Genomic DNA, 24,727 nt, shown 5'->3' on the forward strand with positions numbered 1-24,727 from the left:
TCATTATATGAATTCTTCCATCAAATCCATATTCACACCCATAGCTGCTTTGCTGCCATCGGCCGCAGCAAAAATTAATTGCGAAGGCATGAAATACGACGCATCCCCGGCGGCATATAAACCCGTGACCGAACTTCTTCCAAACTCATCCGTCCTAATTCCACCCATTATAGACTTCATATATCTATAATGTCGATTTATTCTAGATGTGCCAAGATAGTCCTCTCCCCAATAGCATTTGAACAAATAGAATCACCCGAAAAGGATAATGCGATATGGATAATGGGTAACAATGAAGAGACGGGACTCGGTTTACCATTTCCCGGGCAATTATTGAACGAGGCAACATACGATTTTATCCATCAATGATTGTGCTGTCTTGTTTAAGAACAAACTATAATGTTTAATAATTACCAAAAAGACTAATTTCGGAATTCGAAGCGAGTGATGGAGATGCAAATGAAAAAACACAAAGACAAATGGAACGACCTGTTCGAACTGGCCATGTATGTGACTGCCGCAGTCTGCTTTGTTTATTTTTGGGTGAACGGCATCCAAGCAAAAATGCTTCAGGCCATTTTGATTGTTGCTGTGCTGCTGATCATCCGAATCGTCGTCAAAATCACAAAGACCACGATGTTTGCAGCGTTACGGTTTTCCGTCCTATTGTTCATTTTTATCACAATGTTTATGGCAAACGAGTTTGGATTTTACAGCGTAATCCCTTACCTAGATAAAATCGAGCATCTCTTTTCGGGCTTAATCCTTTGCTTCGTCGGTTTATTGATTTATATGAGAGCAAGTAAAGGCGAGAAAGCGGACGTGCCGAATGCGAAAGTTGCCGTGTGGTTTTGCCTTTTCTTTTCCATCGCCATGGCCGGGGTCTGGGAAATATATGAGTTTACGACGGACGGTCTCTTCGGTCTCCATTCGCAAAACGGAAGCTTGGTCGACACGATGGCGGATATCATTTGCGGAACCATAGGCTCCGTAGTGACAAGTATGTATCTAGCTTTCAAGGCGAAGCGCAAAAAAATGCCACTGATTGATGTGCAATCCTGACCTCAACGAGACTGTCCTAAAATGCCATATTCTGAATATTCAGACCCAGTTTGTGAATTTCGAAGCCTGATTGCTAATTGCATTGGATTAATCCAGTGTCTAATGTTCCATAAGGTCAAAAGAACTTAAAGGGCTGTCCTCAAGTAGATTTATCCAACTTGTGGGACAGCCCCTTATCCAAAACGCTAATCTTATCGTTGAATCCCGATTGTAACAATTTCGCAAGGACCTGTCGGTAAAGACATTTGGCCTCCGGCGTCAGCTTCAATCCTTGGGCCGTATGCTTCCATAATCGTACTCTTATAGAAGGAGTATTGAGGTATGTTGGAACTGAGTTTGAGCTCGGTGTTTTGGGCGCTCATGTTGTACCAACGGAGCAGCAGATCGCCAGTTCCTTCATTCATTTTCATGGAGGAAAAGGCCATCTTATCACCTTCCCAACGGAATGGTGCATAAGTAGATGCGATGCGTCCAGTGTGAATGCCCGTTTGACATAACGTCCACGGAATTTGGAACTGGTAGGCTTGCTCGTAAGCGCCGTATTGTTCGTCTTCGCCGTTATACGGAATGATGGTCATTCGGACGGTGTGTTCGCCCAGACACTGCGCTTCCGGCGTCGGGAACAAGCCCCAGTCGCCCAGCTCGCCAACTGCGCGAAGCAGTGTCACGGCAATCGTATTGCGTCCGCCCTGCAGAACTTCGTATTCGTTCAATCCGAGGTTAGCAACAACAAGACCAGACTCTGCCTCGCTTACATCAATGAATGCCTGTTGATGCTGCGTATTGCTTGGATTTTCCCATTCAGCTGTCGGCGTGTTGTCGCGCTGCGGGATTTCAAACATGGAGTCGACGCGGTGAACTTGTGTATTCAGATCCGATGGGAACAACATCCGTAAACGATGATCTTTGGCCTGATTGTTGAAGGATGCCTCGATCTCTACTCCTTTGCCGCCGCGGCTCAGACTGACAATGGTACGGATCTGCATAGGTACCATGCGAGCCGATCGCTGCGCTTTTCTGTGCGGATAGTAGATCAAATCGCGCTGCTCTTCCTCCAGTAAGTCATCCGCTGACGCAGGAATTTCCCAGTCATGTACAATTTCAATAGCTGCCTGATAAGGCGTATCCTTTAACACACGAATGTATGCTGCTAAGCCGTGGGTTGTTAGAGCTGTCTCGCCTTCCGGTTGTTTGTACATATATTCGTTGCCGATATCCCCGGTATTCTCATATACGCCTAAATCCCGGTAAGTTCGGCCATTCTTCTTGTCCGTTAACATGAATGAACCGTTATCCGCAATTTCGATCTTAAGCGATTCATTCTCCAGTACCCGATCACCCGCTAGCAGCGAGGTAGATGATATCTCTTCTTCCCTCTTAACCCAAGCGTACGTCTTCAGACCTAAGGCAGGAACCTTCTCCGCTTCAAAAGTCAGCTTCACTCTACGGCACATATACGGCTGACGGAACTTATCGTCCGGCAAATCGTAACCGAATTGCAGTCCGAGATCTTCAAAAGTACATGCTGCGACATTTCCCAGCGCGTCCACGAGCGTACGGCCCTTAAGATCCGCCGCCTTCGCAAAACTGCTTGCTTCTTCTAGTGTGTAACCATCACGGAAATACAAACGCAAGGCATCTGCCTCGATACTCACGACGCCGGTACGCTCCCAACCGGAGGTATTAAAAACAACGACCGGCAGGGCGCTTTCGCCCGTTTGCGCAAAGCTCGACGTATCGATCGCTTCAGCAATCACTCGTTTGCTGTCATCGACGATCGCTTCCGCCACATGCCGGCTTTTCTCGAAGCGAGTCACCATTTCCCGGTGTACTTCGTCCACGGAGCAGCCGCAAATACTATCGTGCGGATGATTCTGCATTAATGTTTTCCAAGCATACGTGAACAGATGATGCGGGTATTTCTCCCCAACTTCGAGCACATGTGCGAAAGCGGCCAGAGGTTCAGCCACTTTTTCCAGCATCGCTTGTCCCAGCTGATTCATCTGCTTCAAGTAAACACGAGCCGAAGCGGTATTCACGAGCGTAGACCAACCGTCTGTCCGTTGACTGCGGAGCTCACCCTTTACCGTAGAAAGCTCATGCTTCAAGGAACGCTGAACAGCCTGCAAGTAATCGTTAAAATTCGAGTGAACAAAGGTCGTATCCGGATACAGCTCGCGCGCAGCTTGAATCGCTTCAGGCAAGTCCAACTGAACCGGCTGATGGTCACAGCCATTCATAAAGAGCAGCTCGCCAGTCGATGCGTATTTCTCCGCGTCCGCTAGCTTCCGCTCCCAGTACGCTTTCGCTTCTTCCCGGTCCACAGGAATTTCATTGCCATTCGAATACCAGTTGGCGAACAGAATGCCGAGCACTTGGGAGCCATCGGGCCCTTCCCAAAGCAGCTCCGAGAATGACGATTCGTAATCACCGTCAGAAACGGTATTGTTAAAGCCTGTCGGCTTCACGCCGCGGCCAAACAAAGCATTCGTGATTCCGGATTGCTGCATCAATTGCGGCGTTTGGCCTACGAGACCGAACGTATCGGGAAAATAACCGATCTTCGATACATCGCCATATTTCTTCGCATCTTGATGCCCGATCTGCATATTTCGTACATTGGCTTCACCGCTCGTCAGAAACGCATCCTGCAAAATATACCACGGACCTATCAAAATACGGCCGTCCTGAATAAATTTGGTCAATCGATCCTTTTGATCCGGTCGAACCTGGAGGTAGTCCTCCAAAATGATCGTTTGTCCGTCCAAAAAGAAGCTGCGATAATTCGGATCCTGATCCATTTTATCCAACAGTGTATCTACTAGCTTGACGAGACGAACATGATGTTTCTCATATGGTAAATACCATTCCCGATCCCAATGGGTATGGGAAATGATATGAGCGGTTCTCTTGGTGCTCATCGTTTAACTCCTTTCAATATGGACTTCCTCCGGACGGTATACGGAGATGAGATTACCTTGCGCATCTGCAGCAAAGAGTACGGAACGCTCTCTCTCTAGCGTAAATGTATAGGTTGCTCCACTATCCGTATCTTTCACTTCGATATTCACATTCCATGCAAATTCAGATACGAATACATACAGGAAGCCGTTCTTAAAGCGTAGCTTCCTTCCGTATACACCTGCAATATCGCCACCTTGCAGCCATTGCATTCCGCTTTCACAGCCCGCGGCATCGAGGGCATAACGATATAGGCTGGCGACCGTATCCAGTCGTTCGTTCAATTCAACGGGCAGCGGACTCCAAATGAGTCTGCCTTTGCCCAGCGGAATATTGACAACCGCATCGCCTGCGCTGCCAGACTCAGAAACAGTCCCCGCTTCCGAATATCCAGCCCGCACTTCTTTCACGACTTCAGCTATACGGCGCTTGTCAAAGGAAACCGGGAGCACTGCGCCCTGCAATTGAAGCATTTCTTCCCGCCGTATATTTTGAAGCTCAGCTGCGCCTAGCTCATCGATTAGGCGAGGCGTTTGCTTCCAATACGCATCAAGGCTGAGTGGACCTGTCGCAAGCAGCGTCGCACCTGTTCGCTGAACGATATCTACAAGCTTCGTCCAAGCTTGTTCCTCAAGATTATGCGCGCTCGGCAGAATGATCAGCTTCGCTGGTTGATTCTCCAGCGCATCCAAATGATATTCCGATGCCGAACGGAACGGCATCTTCATTTGATAGGACAGCACACGCGTCATTCTAGTCGTTGCATCGAACGCCAATTTCCGGTTGGAAAAATCGTTTGAATAAGGGAAAATCGCTACGATGTCTTCCAGCGCACGATCCTGGAATAAATCTCTGATTTCAGCCATAAACCTCCCGAAATCGTAAGATACATCAGCTTCCGGCTTCTCTGTGCCGTCAGCCCGAAGTGCACCGATATGCGATTCGTTCGCATTATCCATATAGAAGTTGGTATTCCAAATCCAATGAATAGCACCGGCGCCTCCGGTTGCAAATGCATAGGCATATTTGCGCTCCAACAGACTACGCAGTTCAATCTCCGAACGTTTGGCGCGTCCATCCGGTGTCTCCACGTACATGATGCCTGTTTCTTGAATGACATTCGGCTTATTCGCTGTTTTTGCAAAAATACCGTCCCAAACGAGGTTATCGTTCAACCACCAAGAGTGCACGGTTGTATAGTCCACCGCCTCCTCATAAAACAATGGGGAAGGTCGCTGCGCGCCAAGCGCTTCATCCTGTCCGACCACCACGAGATGATCCGGACTGATCTCTTTAATCGTATTGTAGAGCTCTTTGGCCCAACGGTTATGCATCTCCATCGAGAACAAGCAGTAATCCAGCCAGCGTGTTCCTTTCTTGCCCTTGTGCATATCCTGCACGTCGAAATTGATTTCTCCAGCCTCGGGAATAGCCGCCGCTGCAAAAGTCGGAAGCTGTTCAGGCGACATATTCCATCGTTCTTGAAGAAGCTCGATGCTGCCATGACGATGCTTAAGCCACTCTACAAAAGCCTGCCGTTCATAGATATCCCGGGTGGAACGCGGTCCCTCGGAAAAAATCAGAGCGGGATCAAACATGGAAGGCTCGTTAATCAGATCCCAATCCACATGTGTCGTCGCACGGTGACGCGAAACAATGGAGCGGATAAACCGCTTCTGTGCCTCTACGCTTTGCGGATCGAGATATGGGTTAACCCCTTCCCAAGTTTCTGGCGTAAAGGAGAAGAAGGTGAACGTTACCTGGAGATTGTGCTTCTTAGCCGTTAAGAAGAAAGCATCAATGGCTCTCAGAACCTCTTCAGAAGCATGTCCGTCCACCTGCATGATATTGCGGTAAGCTGTCCAAATCCCTGTTCGAATCCAATTGATGCCTGCTTTGGCCATTTGGGCCATGTCTCGATCCCAGACATCACTATTGGGCAGAAACAGAAATTTGCGAGCGACATCGGAGGTCATATACGTCATGCCGACGATCGGCAGCGGACGTCCATCCTTGATGAAATAATCGCGATCGCAGGTAATCGGTTGTCCCTCGGCAAGCAGTAAGGGATCGTGCCCCCAGAAGCCTTGGCGAAGCACGCGAAACTCCCCATCCTCTGATGTTGCCTTGCAAGTCACACGATATAAACCACGTTGTATATCAAGCGGCACCGGAATGCGCACCACGTTGAATTCTTTATTCACTTGGACTGTCAAACGATGCGTCCACATGTCCTGTGCACCACCCTCATGCGATACACGAAGATCAAATGTCCATTGCTTAGAGGCAGCTCCAGCTTCGATCCTTCCGATAAGCTGAGTTTGGAGTGTCAGCATGGCATGCTCTCCTGGCTCAAAGCTGGCATAATTCGGCTTGATCCACAGCTCCGTAACGCCACTTTCGCAAAATGCCGCCCACGTCATCAATGCTTGGGCACCGCCCTCGTTCCAAAACGAAGGACTAAGCGGTACATTGACAAACATCCAACGCGAACCGATAAACGCGCCGCGCGAGTTTTCCCAAAGAACAACAGGCGCAGCAACTTCACGGCCTTCCTTACTGATGCTTTTCAAAAGCGGATAAATCTGTGTGCTCATGGTACCCGCAGCGCCCATTTGATCGGGCAGGTCGCTGTTGCGTGTCGTATGCGGAACCAGATTCCACGTATCTCCAAGCGCGAACATCGATTCCTGCCCTTGAAGCAGCGGCAAGGTTTCTAACGCGGTATAGGAGCGCATTGGTACGGCTTCAACACGAAGTATTTCATGAATGTACAACTGCTGATGATAGGCGGTCTGCTCCGACTCTATATGCCAGCCATCCGCTTCCCGGCGCACCGGACGCTTGAAGGCTGCGCCGCCAATACTAAGCAGCCCGCCGCTGCGTTTCAAGAATGCAAGGATTTCCGTCCATTCGGACTTAGGGAAGTACGGGGCATGCAGATTAACAAAGCATCCTCCAACCGCCGACCGGAGAGCTTCTCCTAATGCATCAGCGCCTACAACAATAGCTCCTTGCGCCGTGAGTAGATCGGCATTCACTTCACCACAATTGCTGATCGGAAATGTGGCATCATAGAAAATAATGACCGGTCGACTCATAGTAAACCATCCTTCATCGCTTTATACACCAACTGGGAGAATAAACTGTTCGACCAGGCGAACCATTTCCGTGTAAAAATCGTTGGATCATCAACATGAAAGCCCTCGTGCATAAACCCGGTGTCTGCATCCGTTGCCTCAAGCATCGCGATCATCGCCAGCTTCTCTTCTGCCGTGGAAGCCGTCAAGCCTTGCATAGATAAAGCCATATGCCAAATGTAATCGTCCGGCGTATGCGGGCTGCCGATGCCTCTGGCAACTTTGCCTTCGAAGTAAAACGGATTCTCTTTACTTAGCGCGAATCGTCTTGTGTTCTGATAGATCGGATCATCCGCCGAAACATAACCCAGATACGGAATCGACATCAGACCTGGCGTGCCCGCATCATCCATTAAACAGTAGTTGCCGAAGCCGTCTGTCTCATAGGCATAGATCGGTCCAAACGCTGGATGGCGATAGATACCATACAGCTGGATTCCATGGTCAATATCCGCTTCAAGGGCTTTCAGGTCTTGGAGGAAGTCCATATCCCTGAACACCCATTCCGCAAACTCTTGCATATGGCGAAGGGCCACAACCGCGAACATATTCGCCGGAATATTGTAATGGAAGTCGCAAGCGTCGTCACTTGAACGAAAGCCTGACCATACCATTCCCGTATAATTCACAGGCATCCCCATCCCGTTATTGCGCAGCGAATCCGTCGGAATTCCATTATTGCGCGTGAAACGATAAGGAGACTTTTCAAAGTGAACTTGCTCCGTCTTAAACAATTCGTAGATTTTAAACATCGCGGCTTTAAATCCCGCGTCGAAAATATCCGTTAGCTCCGTTTCCTTCCAATACGCATAAGCCAGCCGCATCGAGAAACATAACGAATCCAGTTCAAATTTACGTTCCCATACCCATGGCGACATATCGGTTTGATCCGCTTTGTTCCAGTGCCAGTCGTTCGCTGATTCGTTAAACGCATTGGCATACGGATCGATATGAATATATTGAATATGACGCTTGATTAAACCGCTAATGATGCGCTGTAGGTCAGAATCCTGTTTGGCAAATGGCACATAGTGAATGACTTGTTCAACCGAATCGCGAAGCCACGAGGCCGGGATATCTCCGGTGATGACGAATGTAGTTCCATCCTCCATCAATTTGGTCGTCGTCTCTAATGTGTTAGGAAAACAATTTTTAAATAGCTGCAGCAGCTTCGGACGATGCGCCAGCTTCTCTTCGGCTTCCAGCAATACGTCTTGGATCACCTTTGGCAGTTCCAGTTTCGGCATCGGAATTTTCGGCAGTCTGAATTGTTCCACGGTAAGTCCTCCAAATTTTTCTAGTATCGAAGAATGTACGAATACGTTACTCTTTCACGGCACCAATCGTCAAGCCTTGGATAAAGTACCGCTGGAAGAATGGATAAGCAAAAATAATCGGCCCGGTTGCAAGAACAACCATCGCCATACGGGACGTATCTTGCGGCAGCGACTGAAGTAAGCTCACGCCAATAGAAGGGTTGCTTGTGTTCTGGAGCAGGAACTGCATGCTGTTCTCAATCCGCATCAGCATCGATTGCAAAGGCACCAGATTCGGCGTATCGATATAGAGCAGTGCATTAAACCAATCGTTCCAGTATCCCAGAGTACTGAACAAACCTATAGTGGCCAATCCCGGAAGCGAGAGCGGCAGCACCAGTTTGACGAAAATCCCAAATTCGCCGGCCCCGTCGATTTTCCCAGATTCAATAATGGCGTCAGGAACAGATGTGATGAAGAAAGTACGCATAATCATAATATAAAATGCATTTCCTGCCAGCGGTAAAATCAAGGCCCAAATCGAATCTTTAAGTCCCATTAGTTGTGTAACAACGATATATGTCGGTACAAGTCCACCGTTAAACAGCATCGTGAAGAAAGCAAAAAAACCGAAGAAATTGCGGAATTTAAAGCTTTTACGTGAAATCGCATAGGCAAACGTTGCTGTTATAAGTAAGCTTACAAGCGTCCCTACCACAGTTACAAGAATGGTAACTCCATAGGAAAGCAGCAGCTGATCACCCGCTTTGAAGAGATAACGATAGGCATCGAGGCTCCATTTTTCCGGAATAATGCGGTATCCGTTCGCACTTAACGTCTTCTCATCCGTAAATGAAATGATCGTTACAAACAAAAACGGAAAGATACAAGCGAGCGCAAAGAGGCCCGCGACAAGATTAAAGAGTATATTCAAAGCAGGCGGCAATGTATGAAAGTCACGGCTTTTCATTGGTTTAGCAATCATTTGAATGTCCTCCTTTCCATGAAAATAGTTTAGAACAACGCATTGTCCTTATCGAATTTTCTAACGATGTAGTTCGAAGTCATAACTAGAATGAACCCGATAACCGATTGATATAGACCGGCTGCCGTACTCATACCGATTTCTCCTGTAGATTTAAGACCACGATATACATACGTATCAATAACATTCGTCACTGAATACAGCGTTCCTGAATCTCTTGGCACTTGCAGGAACAATCCGAAGTCTGCATAGAAAATGCGTCCGATTGCCAGCAATGTCAGAATTGTCATGAGCGGCTTCAGCATAGGGAAGGTAATGTGTTTAATTTGCTGCCATTTGCTCGCTCCGTCAATCATAGCGGCTTCATACAGCGATTTGTCGATCCCCATGATCGCGGCTAAGTACACAACACTGCTATAACCGACCGATTTCCACAGGTAAACAAAAATGATAATAAGAGGCCAATACGTCTTGTCGTTATACCAATGGATCGGATCGATTCCAAACCCGGAGAGAATGTGATTCAGCATGCCTTTATCTACACTAAGAAAACTGAACACGAAGTAACCGACGATTACCCATGATAGGAAGTAAGGCAAGAACATCCCTGTTTGATAAAGCTTCGCCAGTTTTTTATTCACGATTTCCGATAATACAATGGCTAACCCCACGGATAGTACAAGTCCTGCAATAATGAAGACAATGTTGTAGAGCAGCGTGTTCCGCGTAATAATATAGGCGTCATTGGTGCTGAATAAAAATTTGAAATTTTGCAGTCCTACCCATTTGCTTTCCATAATACTTGCCCAAAAACCGTCGCGGCTATAGCGGTACTGCTTAAAAGCAATCACCATGCCGGCCATCGGCAAATAAGAGAAGAACAGGAACCAAAGCGTCGCCGGCAATGCCATGAGCAGCAGAACTCTACTTTGTTTAACATCTTTAAAAAATGCTCCTATTCCCTTCATAAAATCACCCCTCAAGATCACATTGTAGTAAAAAGATCAGGCGAATGTTGAACATTCGCCTAATCAACTATGCTGAAATTATTTCTTGTTAGCTGCTTTCCAAGCATCAATCTGGCTTTGCGCTTCCGCCATGATTTTATCCAATCCAGCCTTTTTGAATTTTTCGTTGGCTAGCGGAATGTATTTATCCGGATCTACTGTACCTGTCATTAAAGTTGCCCAGAATTCTTCTTTTACGTTTTGAACCGCCGCGATTTCGTTAATCACCTTGGATGGATCGAAGTTGAAGCCAAGCAGAGGTGCAGGTACACCTGTATCATTAAACTTCTTGAACTCTTCCCATTTGTTCGCAGGATCTTTGACATCTTTATACGTCAGCAGAACGTTTCCAAGTGAGAAAGTCGGCATATCGTAATTTTTGGATTCTGGTAAATTTTCCATTTTGTCGTTATCAACTTTTTTGTAGTGAACGCCTTCAATACCGGAATCGACCAAATTACGAAGTACAGGATCCGTATTCAGCAAGTTCAGGAATTCCATAGCTTTTTCCGGATATTTGGAATTAGCCGAGATTGCCTGCATGGAGCCCATAACGGACCAGTTGTAAATCAAAGCAGGGCTTGCTGCCTTGGAAACAACCGGATAGCCATAGCTAGCTGACCAAAGGTTGTCCGCAAATGGCTGATTCGTCGCTTTATCCGCAAACCATTTGCCAGTTACTTGAACATCATTAAGCGAGGAAAGTGTCGATGCTTCCGTTGGAACATATCCCGCTTTGTAGTATTTGTTCATGGTTTTAAGCGCTTGCTTCATTTCCGGAGTGTCAAAAATGTTAACCACTTTGAAATCCGAATTCTCTACTTTCACGGCCATCGGCATTTTCTCAATAATGTAATCATAAGGCACATATGGCATGTAATTTTTATCAACGGCTAATCCGTAAATGTTCGGTTCTTTTTCTTTGATTGCTTTGAGCAGTGGCTCCAAGCTTTCAAGCGTGTTCACATTATCTAAGCTAAGGTTGTATTTGTCGGCCAGGTTTTTGTTGAAACGCCATACGTCTTGAGCTGGCAGCTCTTTATTGGCAGGTACGCCGTAATTGTGCCCGTCCACTTTGGAGCCGTTAAGAAAAGCAGGATCTAATGCTTTCACGATGCCTTGTCCATTTTTTTGAAGAAGCTCGTCAATTGGCTTAAACGCGCCTTTGCGCACGTTTTGCACGTAATCAAAAGCCCATGAAGACGTAAACATAATGTCCATTGGTGTGCCGGATGCTGTCATGACTTGCATTTTTTGTGCATAGTCGCCCCAGTCTGCCATGTTCATTTTAACGGTAACACCGATTTTTTCCGCGGTATATTTACTAACCTCAGCCATAACGCGATCCACGTCTTTTTGCGGCGTTCCGATTGTGTACCAGATTAACTCTACCGGTTTATTTGTCGTTTCATTCCCTTTCGCACCGCCGGCTTCTTTGCTGCCGCACGCGCTAAGCGCCATTGAAACTGCTAGCGTCAATCCTAGTGTGGTGACCAAACGTTTTTTCATTTTGTATCCTCCCTGTTAAATGCTCTATTGTTTACGCCCCGTGGGGCTACCTTTACAGTACCGCATGAAAGCAGTTACAAATAGACGATAAACTAAATGAACCCTGTCTAAAGTTAAGAAAAAAGCAGCTATTTATCCTTTCTGGCAAAAAAAAGGACTGCTCCTCAGTTTTCCCTAGAGCAATCCTCTGTAATCCGTTGGGGAGATTCCCACATACTTTTTAAATTGTTTATAAAAGTAACCTAATTCCGAATAGCCCACGTCATTGGCAATAACATGAACCTTCAAATTCGTTGTCTTTAACAGTTCCTTTGCTTTCTCTATACGGTAGCGATTGATATATTCCGTAAAAGTCTCATTAATCTCCTTATGGAACAATTGACCCAAGTAAACGGGGTGAATATGATAGTGCGCCCCCAGCATTTTGAGCGATAGCTCTTCCGCATAGGACTGATGGATATATTTTAAAACCTGCTGCACAATCGGACTTCGAACGTCTGAAATTAAGAAACCGATAGTCGTATGGGCAATTTCGAGGATGGCCGTTTCCAGCTCTTCCAACGTAACTGCGCTCCTGATTTGGTGAAAAGCGTGATTATAGACATCTAGTTCCTCGGTATGGCGAATCGCTTTGATCTCCAGCTTGAAATGAATGATCATCTCAAATGCGATATTCTGAAAATCGTGCGGCGTAATACCCGGAATCGCTCGAATTTGTTTGAAGTCGCTTTGAATTTGCTCGCGCAAATTCTCTTGATCTTTGGCAATAATTAGTTTCGCGTAGACCGGCCAGTCAATGATGGAGAAATCAACCTTTCGATTGTCTTGCTTCATCGCAAGGTCCGTATAATCAATCATGTTCAATTCCGGATATACCCAGAAATACTCCTGCGCTTTCTTCGCGGCCGCATAGCTTTGTCCAGCTTGTTCAGGCAGAAGCTCTACACTGCCGATAGATATGCGGAGAGGACGATCTTGAAGATCAGCCTGAAGCTGCTGAAGCAGAGCGGTCAAATCCGTTCTGCCGCGGTCGGCATCATCCATAGCTGCAAGCAGAACGATATCGCCATCCATATCGAAGAATGACGTGATCCAATCATAGGATTGCACCCGATCGGAGATAAACTCGAAAATCTCGGCAGCATCAGATGTCGCTCGGAGTACAGAAGCTATCATGTAGGCACGATCGAGATTCATGCCCAGAAGGTCCGCGCGTTCGTAGAATTCCAAAGGCGCAATCTGATGGGTTAACCAACGGTGAAGGGTGTTATCTTTCAATATTTGTTTGCTGTAGGCCTGAACCTGTCGTGTCTCTTCGAACGTATTCAGCTTCTCGACAGTGTTGTAAAGCGTTGCCTTGAGCTCTTGAATGTTGATGGGCTTCAGCAGGTAATTTTCGATGCCGAGCTGCATGCCTTCTTTTAAATAGGTAAACTCATCGAAACCGCTGAGCACGATGACTTTCAAATTGGGATGAACCATTCGGGCATGGCGAATCAGATCCAAACCGGTCATCACCGGCATGGAAATATCCGTCAACAATATATCCACCGATGTTTCCTTCAGGGCATCCAAAGCCCTCTGCCCATTGCTGGCATGTCCGACAATTTCCAACCCTGCTTCGGCCCAATCAATAATGTCATACAACCCTTCGATAATGAAAGGCTCGTCATCCACAAGAAAAACCCTAAACATCATAACCCTCTTTTCCGTCGTCCATAGGCAGCCATATGTCGACTACCGTTCCTTTGCCACGTTCACTCAATAATTTTACGCCAAACTTGCTGCCGTAGAGCAGCTTGAGGCGTTGATTGATGCTCCGCAGGCCGAAGGATTCCCCTTCGGTTTCCTCTGCTTGTAAGAATGACTCCAGCTCGCTCAAACGCACAGGCGTAATGCCGTTCCCGTTGTCTTCCACTTGCGCATGAAGAAACTCATCCGTTTGTTTCACACGAATATGAAGCTCATTGTCGGTGCATTCGCTTCGCAAGCCATGTACGATGTAATTCTCAATTACAGGCTGCAGTGACATTTTCATTACACGTGTAGGCGCCAGCTTCCGATCCCACTCGATCGAATACGTAAACTTGTCCTTATAGCGAATTTGGAACAGCTCGAGGTATAAGCGACAGGCTTCCAGCTCATCCTTCAGGGTATATATCTTTTTCTGCTGTACCAGGCTTCGGAATAATGCCGATAAGCTGTAAATCATTTCACCAACGTCATGCGCCCCATGAGAGATTGCCCGCATCCGAATGACTTCTAGTGTATTGTATAAAAAATGAGGATTGACGCGAGCTTGCAGAGCCGTTAACTCTGTATGCTTCTGCTTAATATCCGCCTTATACACCCTATCGATATATTGATTCAACTCTTCAATCATTTCATTAAAGCTGCGAGAAATTTGTCCCAGCTCGTCCTCTCGCTCATCCGGAATTCGTGCATTCAGATCGCCTTGTTTAACCTTCCGTGTAAAGCGAATGATCTGGTTGGTGCGTTTAGAGACATTCAGTACAACCAGAGAAGGAATCAGAATGGCGAAAAAAATACATATCGCGCTAATCATAAAGATCGTGCTTCCGATTCGCCTTGAGGATGCTTCAAGTTCATTCTTCGGAATGATACCAACGACAATAAAGTCCCCTTTACTCTGCGTCAGCTTCGTCACATATCCACTTTGATTCGAGCCGCTATTCTCGTATAACGAATTAACCTGATTCATGAAAGGATAGGGTTCGCCATAATACTGATCCGAAGAATCAAATAGGACGCCTCCATCCGGTGATAGAACGAGAATCGTCCCCTTTAAATCTTCCTTATCATTGGTCAGAATCTTCCAAATGCCGTCTGAGCTGAAGTACACGACCTGTTGCCCTATATTTTTCAAGGTTTGCTTGTCGTTGATGGGTGTCCTAATCGAGTACAGATGGTTATCCCATTGACCTGCGGCTTCACGAACCCATATATTCGGCAAGGTAACGCTCTTGGTATCAAGCGCCATGACTTCAGGAATGTAGGAGTGGGCTGCATTCGTAGGAACGATCTTCAATTGCCGGTTATGATCTAGCACGTATAAGGTCTGTTGATCCACGCTGTACAGCATCAGACTGCGAATATCTTGGTCATCTTCCACCCGATTTTTAAAATATTGCAGGCCGGCATTCCACGTGCTGTTGCCGCCTAAATTGTATTGCTCCAGACCATGCTGTACATACTCTTGGAACGGGTGCTGCAGCATGAAAGAGATGCCCGCGGCAAGCGAACTATCCCGATATAAGCCGAACACGATAGACTGCGCTGAATCGTATTTCCCCCCCAAATAATTGTTCACATTCGTCATTGCCTTCTTCTGTATATCCAGCTCACGATTAATCGCCGCTTGCGACATCGAATGATACATGAAATAAGAAAACGAAATAATCGTAATGACAGTTATCAAGGAGAATAGCAGAAGCAGCTTCATAAATAAGTTATTTTTCAAGTAATTTCGGTACATCTTGCGTAACCCCATTCTGCCATCAACTCCTGCTGTTAATCGGGTACATTATAGCATATCAGAGATCGCACATGAATTCGCATCCGGTTATGCGTTAACATCCTAAAATCAACATAACCTCTTGTAGCATATAAACCCACTAACTCGCCTGCTCTTAGCAGCTGAGAGGTCCTTTTCTGACGTCTCGCACCTCTTTCGCTGCATTCGAGCCTCTGAGACGGCCTTTTCTGCCTTCTCAGGACGTAAAACCCAAACATATCCATAGATCGGCACCTTTCATAATTTCCTTAATTCTCCACACAAAATAAAAATGCCTAAACTGAGTACTATCAGCTAGGCATATAAGGTTTAAATAGAATGATTTCTTATTGAGCTTGTTCGAGCTGCTTTACAGCATTACCGAAATGATCATTTACTTGTACAAGCGCATCCAAAGCTTTCTCACGGCTTACGTTGAACATCAGCATCAGAATCGCGACTCTTGCGTCTCCTTTAGCTTCCATTCCGACGCGGCGGGCTGTTTCTTCATTAGCGCCAGTCGCCTCTTGAATAATCCGCACGGTACGATCCCTAAGCTTCTTATTCGTCGCCTGCACATTTACCATCAGATTACCATAAACTTTACCCATCTGAATCATCACGGTCGTGGAGATCATGTTGAGAACCATTTTTTGCGCCGTTCCCGCCTTTAACCTTGTCGACCCCGTAATAATCTCAGGTCCGACGGGCACCTCGATCGGATATTTCACAACTGCACTTAGCTGCGTATCTTGGTTACAGCTAATGCCGATCGTCAATAGACCCAACCGGTTAGCCTCTCGTATGGCGCCGATCACATAGGGAGCAGTTCCGCTTGCTGTAATACCGATGACCACATCACCTGCTCGTGCAACATCTGCTATCGCACGTGTACCAGCTTCTTCATCATCTTCAGCATTCTCTACAGCTGAACGAATGGCTATTTCTCCTCCAGCAATAATACCGTTCACAAGCTCCGGCTCAACACCGAACGTAGGCGGGCATTCGGATGCATCTAGAACGCCGAGACGGCCACTGGTTCCAGCTCCAATGTAGAAAAGTCGGCCGCCGCGAGTCATCGCTTCGACCACCGCTTCAGTTGCATCAGAGATTTGAGGTAAAGCTCCGTTTACGGAGAGAGCTACCGTTTGGTCTTCTTCATTCATTAGCGTCACGATCTCCCGAACGGTCAGTCGGTCAAGGTGACTTGACTTTGCATTTCTCTGCTCGGTAACCGTTTGATTAACTTGTTGTACCACGTTACCTTGCCTCCTTTTTATGGATGCGTTACATTGCCTCTATTTACGAAAGACAAACGCTGCTATCCGTTGTTTCCTTACTTCCGTTAACTCGAAGCCCCGTTCCTGCAAGGCAAGAAGATAGGCTCCAATCACTGGTGGGCGTTCGAGCAGCCGGACATCAAACATGCCGGACAGCATCAACGGTGTTTGCATAAAGCGATGCTCGAACATTTGATCTGAAAATAAGCCACCTGTTATCACAAGAGGAATTGTATTCTTAGCTAAGTGAGGGCTATCGCTTACCTCAATCGTCTGTTGTTTCTCCATGGAAGTTATAACAGTCTTTACGAGCTCTTCTAACTCCTGAATCGCTTCTTCCACGAGCTTAACAGCAATCGGATCCCCATCTGCTGCAGCCCGCATGACGAGCTTAGATCCATCCGCAATCGCGGTCCGTACATTATCCTGGCCATAAATGGTGTTGATCAATTGCCCAGGATGCTGTAAGGACCAACGTTCAAGCACTAATCCTGTTAAAGCTGTAGGCTCCCCTCGGCCGTCATACGCCCGCATAACGGCCACTAGCGCTTTCCGCCCAAGATCAAACCCGCTTCCTTCATCACCGAGTAAATAACCCCAGCCTCCGACTCTTACAAATTCGCCCGTCGCCGGATCGAATCCATATGCGATCGAGCCCGTGCCTGAAATGAGCGCAATCCCCTTCTGTCCCCAAGTACCAGCGGCCAAAGCAGTCACTGCGTCATTGTGCACGGTGATCGGAACACCTTCCGGCAATTCGGTTTGCAGCCAGTCACTGATCCGTTTCCGGTCTTCGGGACGGTCACTCCCAGCCAGCCCAAGGAAGATCCCACCTAACTGGGACATCTCCGTACCTGATTGATCTATTACGTCTTGGATGAGTGTGAGCAGAACTCGCTGAACATCTTCCCATGGACGGGACTTCACGCTGCTGGATTCTCCGCGGCTTTCAGCCAAAATGTTACCTTCCGCATCGCCGAGAATACATACCGTTTTGGTCCCTCCGCCGTCAATTCCAATATATCTAGTTTCAGCCATATTATTTCACCGCTCCTGCCGTCATGCCTTCCATAAACTGTTTAGACGCTAGGAAAAACATGATAATCATTGGCACTGAAGCCAACGTGAGCCCGGCGAATAGCATACTTAAATCCGTTGAGTACTGTCCGAACAGCGACAGCATGCCAACCGGTATCGTCTTTTTCATATCATCTTGGATAAAAATCAGCGGGAAAAAGAAATCGTTCCACGCCATAATAAAATTCATAATCATAACCGTTCCCAGTGCAGGGCGAATAAGCGGCAGCAAAACGTTCCACATGACACCGAAATCCGAAGCACCATCGATACGCGCTGCTTCTTCTAGCTCCTTCGGCAGCGTCCTAAAAAAACCAGTTAAGATCAAGACAGCAAGGGGCAATCCAATCGCCGTATACACGCTGACAAGAGACCAAACGCTATTCAAAAGAGATAGCTTTTTCATTAATAGGAATAAAGGTACGATCCCAAGCTTAATTGGAATCATCATGCCTAAGAGGAAAAAGAAGAACAGCGCACCATTCCAACGGAACGGATATCTTGCGATATAAAATGACGCCAAAACGCCAAACAGCAGAATGAAAGCTACGGAAACGACACTAACCACAACACTGTTCCAAAAATAAGTTCCGAACGGAATTTGATGGATTAGCTTACAATATGCCGTAAACGATATAGAAGTCGGAAGCGACATCGGGTTTTTCAAAATCTGGATATTCGTCTTGAAAGAGGAGGTCAGCATCAGAAAGATCGGATACAAACTGACCAGTGCACCAAAGTACGCCGCAACGTATTGGAGCCCCCGAACGGATTTGTTGGTTTTCATGTGTGCCTCCTAATATAGGGATCTTTGGACGTAGTTCAAAGTCTCTCCGCTCTGGGATCTTTGGACGTAGTTCAAAGTCTCTCATTATCACTGAGCCGATTGGTTCCTAGTAAAGTACAGGAACAAAGCGGAAATCGTTGCGATAATGAAAAATAGTACCACTGCCAGTGCCGAGCCCAGGCCTAATGCGACCGAATCGCCGCCAGATGAGCCGCCAAACGCAATCCGATAAAAGAACACAGCAAGCGTGTCGGTGGAGTTGTAAGGTTCCCCTTGCGAACCTTCCATGGCATAGATGAGTTCGAACGCTTCGAAAGCATGAATAAACGTAAACACCGTAATGATGATTAATGACTGACTCATCATCGGCAGGATAATGGAACGGATCAAGCGTAAACCTTTTACTCCGTCCAGCCGCGCCGCTTCAATGACTTCTGTCGAAATAGCGTGCAGACCAGCGAGAAAAATCAACATGGAGAAACCTATGCCAAACCAACTGTTGACCAGTGTAATTGATGTTAACGCATAAGTCGGATCACCGAGCCAAGGCTTAGCCCACGAAACAAGACCAATCTTTTTGAGCAGCACATTGACAATACCGTTGTTCGGGTTCAACATGAGTTTCCACAAAAAGCCTACGACGATGACAGAAAGCAGCCTTGGTAAAAAGTAAGCCATTTTCAGAAAGTTCGAACCCTTAAGTTTGCTATAAACAAGATAGGCAAGCACAAACGCAATCACGTTCTGAACAGCCATCTCAACAGCAAAATAATAAAGATTGTGACCGAACGCATTCCAAAATAAATGGTTGAACGGTTCTTTCGTAAACAGGCTTACAAAGTTGCCTAGCCCCACAAACTCCCCGCGGGTGTGACCTTTCCAGTCATAAAAACTGTAACCGAAAGCCGAAAGGATCGGATAGATCACGAAGAGAATGTAAACTGCAAGGGCAGGAACCGGGAACAGATGAACTGCTCCCTTTTTCCACCAAGTTGATTTTGCAAAGTTATTCATGTGCTCCCACCCCTCTTTTTAAAACTGATTTATTTCTTAGGCTTGAACCATGTATCTGCGCTCTTTTGAACTTCTTCCGTCACTTGCTCTGGAGTCAATTTGTTCAAATACATGCCTTGAATTGAGTTTTCTAAAGTAGATTTGGTCGTAGGGTTGCCTGCATTGAAATAGACAACGGAAGCGTAAGGTGTAGAAATCGTATCTGCATTTTTAGCAATTTTGGCTACAAGCGGGTCTTTCGCCGCTACACCTGGGATAGTGCTTGGTTTTTGCAGTTCATTTACAGCAAGCGCGCCGAACTCTTTCGTTGTCAAGAACTCCATAAATTTCAGAGCTTCCGCCTTATGAGCAGATTTCGCATTCACTGAAAAAGAGCCGTCTACCCAAGTCGTAACCGTTGCTTTGCCATCTGCCTTCATCGGAGGAACAGGGAATACATCCATTTGCAGATCTGGATTCGTTTTCTTCATGACGGCATATTCCCAATCACCCATGACCATCATAGCTGCTTGCTCGGAAACAAACATGTTTCTCATATCGTCCATACCAATCCCTACATAATTATCTGGGAAGTACGGGGTCATATCTTTGAGCATTTTAATCGAACTTACATATTCCGGGCTTTTGAAATTCGCTTCTCCGGCAAGTATCTTCTTAATGAAATCTGTACCGTAGACGGAAGGTGCGAGTGTACCTTGGGTCAGGGAAAGAATCCAACCTTCCTTAGAACCGAAAGCAAAAGGAGTTACTTTATTGCTCTTCAAAGTATCCGCCGTTTTCAACAGCTCATCCCACGTTTTTGGTTCTGTCAGATTATATTTTTGAAAGATTTTCTTGTTGTAAAAAACTTGCGTCGAACTGAATACAGTCGGTACGCCGTAAACTTTACCATCTGTTCCTGTAGCGGCCAGCAAAGTGTCCTTCGAGAATACATCCATTCCTTTGACGCTTGTTAGCGGCTCTAAGTAACCGGCATCTGCCAAAGCAGCACCTGCAGCATAAGGACGAAGATGAATAATATCAGGGCCATTTCCACTTTGCAGACCTGTGTTTAGGGCTGTGTTGTATTCCGTATTTTTAATCGGCTTGAATTCGATATCAATGTTCGGGTTGTTTTTCTTAAATTCAGCTATGATTTTAGTGTAAGCTTCCGCATCTTCCGTACGCCAGCTGCCCATTGTCAACTTCACTTTTTCCTGAGGTGCTGCCGTTGGTGACGTATTTGCTCCACCAGGAGTCGTGCTAGGAGTTGCGGAATTGTTGCTGCAAGCGACAAGCATGGAAGAAGCAGCGACCATAGTTAATAATGCCCCACTGAATAAACGTTTCATTTAGAAAGCCTCCCTTTAATGTTTACTTATATGTTAAACCTCAAGATTGATATGAGGACAAAACCGCTTCATGTAAAATTGGACGCAGCTCCCGGATCTTGTTATCTCGACCCAAGTGAACCGCATTGGTAAGAAATACGACACTGATGCCATGTTCGGGTTCAATCCACAAGCTCGTTCCAGTAAAACCTGTATGACCGAAACTACCCGCAGGCCAGCTTTCTCCGCAGCTCGGAACGTTTGCTGGATCATGCTTGACCTCCCAGCCAAGTCCGCGGCCACGTGCGGGAGCCGCTGTGGTTTCTCGCATCAGCGATGGCGGAACGATACCCCACTGTTCCGGCTGCAACCACCATGCCGCATAGCGTGCAAGGTCGTCCGCTGTTGCGAATAATCCCGCGCTGCCGGTAACACCGCCAAGGTGGTAGCTCTTCTCATCGTGAACTTCGCCGATGATATAAGCTCCATCTACCAGTTCGGTTGCAGCAATGCGATCTTGAAGTTCGGAGCTTGGGTTAAATATCGCATGCCGCATATCAAGTGGATCGAATATATGCTGCTTAACAAAGCGATCCAGCGGCTCGCCAGACACACGTTCTACAATGATCCCAAGGAGGATCATACCGAGATCACTATACAGCTTGTCCTTACCTGGCTGAAATAAAAGCTCTTGCGCGAGAATTTCCTCGATGAGACTTGGCCTTGCTGCTTTGCGCGGAAGATAAGGTAAATCCGGCGGCAGCCCAGACGCATGCATCAATAGATGACGCAGTGTGATTTGCGGATGTCGGAATGCAGGCAAGTAAGCCTGCACGGAGCTATCCAGCGACAGCTTCCCTTGTGCCACTAGAACGAGAATCGATGGAAGCGTTACGGTAATCTTCGTAAGGGATGCGATGTCGAACATGGTGTTCAGCTGGATCGGAAGCTCCCTTGTGCCGTCTGAGTATAACCCGTATGATTTTTGGAATCGAAATCGGTTCGTTACAGTAATATCGAGCACAGCGCCGGGCAAGAGCCCATCGCGCACCCATCCTTCCACTAAGCGATCCACTTTATCCATTGCGTTTCCCCACCATGACGGCTTGTCGCGTCTTTTCCAGAGATTTGATGCTTTCCTCATAATGTCGGCCAGCAATTCCGGCGTACAAAATATCGATTACATTCAGTTGAGAAATCCTTGAGGCCATCGCCCCGCTGCGGATACTCTTTTCTAAGGTACTTATAAACAACTGTATATCTGCAAGATCCGATACCGGATTGGCTCCGAATCGGGTCAGCGTAATGACCGAGGCACCATTATTCTTAGCGACGGCCAGTGCACGAATCATGTCTTCGGTTTGGCCTGAATAGGAAATTCCGAAGACAACGTCACCAGGAATTAGATTGGCTGCAATGGTTGCTTGAGCATCGAACCCGGTGCCGATTTCACACCAACGATTAATACGCGTTAGCTTTTGCATGAAATCCTTCGCGATAACTGCCGATGCACCTACGCCGAACACGCCGACTTTTCTTGCGCTGCTCAGCGAATTAATGGCTTTTTCCACACTTTCCGGAGAGAGCACCGTCAAAGTATCTTGAATAGAAACAATATTGTTATTGGATACTGATTTAATGAGATCTACGATCGATCCGTCGGTACGGATTTCTTGATACGATTCTGTAGGTAGCGATGATTGTGTTAAATCACCAGCGATTCTAAGCTTCAACTCTTGAAATCCTTTGCAGTGAAGGGAGCGTGAAAGCCTAACAATCGTTGCTTCACTTACGCCAGCAAACTCTGCCAGCTTCTGAACGGAAAGACTGACTACCTGTTCCGGATGCCCCATTATATATTGTGCAGCCCTGCGCTCCATAGGCTTTAAGCTCCCCATAGCCGCTTCTATACTTACTAATCCACCTTTTAACATAGGAGTCACCCTCTACGGTTTCATGTGTAACTTTGAACTTGCATACCCTTATTATAGAGTTTTATTTCATTTTGTCTATATATTTTTGAAATAATATTTCACTCTTTGCATAGGTTTGGATCGATATCAATTAAGCTTATAACTAAAAAAAGATCAGGTCTCATTTGATTGAGAGCTTGATCTTATCTTTGCGTGGCGCTGTGTATTAATAAGTTGGTGCAATAACACCTAGATCGGCTGCATGCTTTATCAACTCAAAACCGTTTACCAAATCGATTCGTTCATTTCCTTTCACAGCAACATGCCATTCGTGCCCTTCATACGAGATAACTCCTTCTACCGTTCGAACCGTCATACCGATAAGCGACTTCAATTTTCCTTGACGGTCGGTCACGGCTCTTAAGCCATTTGGAAATAGTAGAGTGACCACACCGTCTCGATAAACAACCGATTCATCCCGTGTATTAACCAGCTCAAATGTAACACCATTTATAATCCGACTGTATGCAGTCCCATCCGCAATCACTTCCCCGTGATCAACTGCATAAGGCAGCAGTCCTGTAAACCAAAGTTCATCTTCCGGTCTAGGCATGATACCACTCAATCGTTCAATATAGTCCAACATACACAAAATCGCTGGTGAATAAGTCTCCGTGAAACCCTCCTCACCTGTCCATGGACTTAGCGCTTGAGCGAAGCGTGTCATTTTATGAAATGCAGCCATTAACGGATATAACACATAGGTGAGTTCTACAAACCTTCCATGATGCTCAAAAGCATGAGGTGCACGGATCAAACTAAGGAAATTGGACGGCCCTGCCCAGCTGTTATAACTGGAAAAAGGATCAAACCTTGGATCGTCCATTGCGATAGACGTAAATGGATATTTGGCGAAAAACTTTCGCGTATTCAGCAAGTATTTGCGCAATGCTTGATCAAAGAATGCTCGATCTCCCACTTCGCATGCGAGCACACGCAGAAGGACATCGGACTGTACACGAACATGCTCATCATTTTTATCCAGATCATAAAAGAACTGATCCCTCTCATCAAAGCAAAACTGGAACAAGCTGTTTAAGCTCATTTCCGCTTTTTCCCGCCAAGGCTCGCCACTCTCCTCGAGTTCTTCTGCAATTCTCGCGAGGTAGACTCGCTGACAGTAGACATTTGCCGTTAAGTCAGGCGCAACGAATGGCAAGATTGGAGAGTCCGGATTACAATTTCTTGCGTCATTCCCATGGGGCGTATCCGGAACATGCCAAAAGCGTGGTGATAAATCATGTCCCGTATCAAATGTGCAAAAGGCTTCCACCCCATTCGTCCCGCGCGTATTGCGATAGGTATGCAGCCAATCATCATACTTCTGCATAGCTGTATACATTTTTCGTAAAAACGTCTTATCCTGCCCATTCAACTGATAATGATTCCATACGCTTCTAGCAAGCGGCGTCACCAATTGAATTTGTCTGTAAGAAGGACCCGACTCCGTGAGTTTATAAGGCATTAGACCATCTTCACGCTGATAATCAGCAAACAATTCATAAGTCGATTGCGAAACAGAAGGAATGAAACGCGATAACAGTTCAGCGTTAATCGTCCCCGTGCTCTCCAGCCAACAACCTAGATAAATACCCCCTTCATGCAAAATAGGCTTCTCTCCACCCGTCGGTACGACACAGTCCAATAGTTTACGCAGAGCTTCGTAGTACACGCCCTCCAATTTATCGGAAGATGCCGCAAACTTCACTCCAGATTGGTTCCATTCCGCAAGAACGGGGCCATCGGATTCCTTTTTTAAAGTGCCAATCCGCTCCTCCGTACGAATCCCGCGCAGCTTGCTCAACAATGCTTCTCTCATATATCCGCCTCTTCTCTCTAGTTAGGAATACGC

Annotated in this window: 17 protein-coding genes and 1 pseudogene; 1 reads left to right on the top strand and 17 read right to left on the bottom strand. The window is 46.6% G+C overall.

The genetic code is table 11. The features are described 5' to 3' along the window. Nucleotides 1–3: 3 nt before the first annotated feature. Nucleotides 4–165: pseudogene (locus QFZ78_RS11235) on the bottom strand (NAD(P)/FAD-dependent oxidoreductase); the annotation flags it as partial. A gap of 294 nt (nt 166–459) precedes the next feature. Here QFZ78_RS11235 and QFZ78_RS11240 point away from each other — a divergent pair. After that, on the top strand, nt 460–1,062 hold the full coding sequence (locus tag QFZ78_RS11240; protein WP_307547454.1) for a DUF2238 domain-containing protein: 603 nt from the start codon (nt 460–462) through the stop codon (nt 1,060–1,062). A gap of 191 nt (nt 1,063–1,253) precedes the next feature. Here the strand turns inward: QFZ78_RS11240 and QFZ78_RS11245 are convergent, their stop codons facing one another. From QFZ78_RS11245 to QFZ78_RS11320, 16 genes are all read right to left on the bottom strand, one after another. Next, nucleotides 1,254–3,983 (bottom strand): alpha-mannosidase, encoded by a 2,730-nt coding sequence (locus QFZ78_RS11245; RefSeq protein ID WP_307547455.1) that lies wholly within the window; start codon nt 3,981–3,983, stop codon nt 1,254–1,256. 3 nt (nt 3,984–3,986) lie between these two features. Then, the gene (locus QFZ78_RS11250) at nt 3,987–7,124 is read right to left on the bottom strand and encodes a beta-galactosidase (RefSeq protein ID WP_307547456.1); all 3,138 of its coding nucleotides are present in this window, start codon (nt 7,122–7,124) and stop codon (nt 3,987–3,989) included. Continuing rightward, nucleotides 7,121–8,440, bottom strand: coding sequence for a glycoside hydrolase family 125 protein (locus QFZ78_RS11255; protein WP_307547458.1), 1,320 nt, complete (start codon nt 8,438–8,440; stop codon nt 7,121–7,123). Before QFZ78_RS11255 ends, QFZ78_RS11250 begins: the two co-directional genes overlap by 4 nt. 46 nt (nt 8,441–8,486) lie before the next feature. Continuing rightward, nucleotides 8,487–9,404, bottom strand: coding sequence for a carbohydrate ABC transporter permease (locus tag QFZ78_RS11260; RefSeq protein WP_307547460.1), 918 nt, complete (start codon nt 9,402–9,404; stop codon nt 8,487–8,489). Between the two features lie 29 nt (nt 9,405–9,433). Further along, on the bottom strand, nt 9,434–10,372 hold the full coding sequence (locus QFZ78_RS11265) for an ABC transporter permease (protein WP_171643243.1): 939 nt from the start codon (nt 10,370–10,372) through the stop codon (nt 9,434–9,436). A 78-nt stretch (nt 10,373–10,450) separates the two neighbouring features. Next, nucleotides 10,451–11,920 carry an ABC transporter substrate-binding protein gene (locus tag QFZ78_RS11270; protein ID WP_307547462.1) on the bottom strand — a complete coding sequence of 490 codons (1,470 nt, stop codon included), beginning with the start codon at nt 11,918–11,920 and terminating at the stop codon, nt 10,451–10,453. 174 nt (nt 11,921–12,094) lie between these two features. Next, nucleotides 12,095–13,618, bottom strand: a complete 1,524-nt coding sequence (locus QFZ78_RS11275) for a response regulator transcription factor (protein ID WP_307547463.1) — start codon at nt 13,616–13,618, stop codon at nt 12,095–12,097. Then, entirely contained in the window at nt 13,608–15,431 is a 1,824-nt protein-coding gene (locus QFZ78_RS11280) for a sensor histidine kinase (RefSeq protein ID WP_307547464.1), read from the bottom strand. The genes QFZ78_RS11275 and QFZ78_RS11280 overlap by 11 nt, the downstream gene beginning before the upstream one ends. Nucleotides 15,432–15,781: 350 nt before the next feature. Next, entirely contained in the window at nt 15,782–16,693 is a 912-nt protein-coding gene (gene murQ / locus QFZ78_RS11285) for an N-acetylmuramic acid 6-phosphate etherase (protein ID WP_307547465.1), read from the bottom strand. Nucleotides 16,694–16,732: 39 nt separating this feature from the next. After that, nucleotides 16,733–17,752, bottom strand: coding sequence for an N-acetylglucosamine kinase (locus QFZ78_RS11290; RefSeq protein ID WP_307547467.1), 1,020 nt, complete (start codon nt 17,750–17,752; stop codon nt 16,733–16,735). A gap of 1 nt (nt 17,753) precedes the next feature. Further along, nucleotides 17,754–18,578: a carbohydrate ABC transporter permease gene (locus QFZ78_RS11295; RefSeq protein ID WP_307547469.1), complete on the bottom strand. Its 825-nt coding sequence runs from the start codon at nt 18,576–18,578 to the stop codon at nt 17,754–17,756. 87 nt (nt 18,579–18,665) lie between these two features. Further along, nucleotides 18,666–19,592 carry a carbohydrate ABC transporter permease gene (locus QFZ78_RS11300; protein WP_307547472.1) on the bottom strand — a complete coding sequence of 309 codons (927 nt, stop codon included), beginning with the start codon at nt 19,590–19,592 and terminating at the stop codon, nt 18,666–18,668. 29 nt (nt 19,593–19,621) lie between these two features. Beyond that, nucleotides 19,622–20,923 (bottom strand): ABC transporter substrate-binding protein, encoded by a 1,302-nt coding sequence (locus tag QFZ78_RS11305; protein ID WP_307547474.1) that lies wholly within the window; start codon nt 20,921–20,923, stop codon nt 19,622–19,624. A 40-nt stretch (nt 20,924–20,963) separates the two neighbouring features. Beyond that, a complete protein-coding gene (locus QFZ78_RS11310; RefSeq protein ID WP_307547476.1) occupies nt 20,964–21,986 on the bottom strand; it encodes a serine hydrolase domain-containing protein in 1,023 nt (340 codons plus the stop codon). Then, nucleotides 21,979–22,836, bottom strand: a complete 858-nt coding sequence (locus QFZ78_RS11315) for a MurR/RpiR family transcriptional regulator (protein WP_307547478.1) — start codon at nt 22,834–22,836, stop codon at nt 21,979–21,981. Before QFZ78_RS11315 ends, QFZ78_RS11310 begins: the two co-directional genes overlap by 8 nt. Nucleotides 22,837–23,041: 205 nt before the next feature. After that, on the bottom strand, nt 23,042–24,694 hold the full coding sequence (locus QFZ78_RS11320; protein ID WP_307547480.1) for an MGH1-like glycoside hydrolase domain-containing protein: 1,653 nt from the start codon (nt 24,692–24,694) through the stop codon (nt 23,042–23,044). Nucleotides 24,695–24,727 lie beyond the last annotated feature (33 nt).

The organism is Paenibacillus sp. V4I5, assembly GCF_030817255.1.
Taxonomy (GTDB): Bacteria; Bacillota; Bacilli; order Paenibacillales; family NBRC-103111; genus Paenibacillus_E.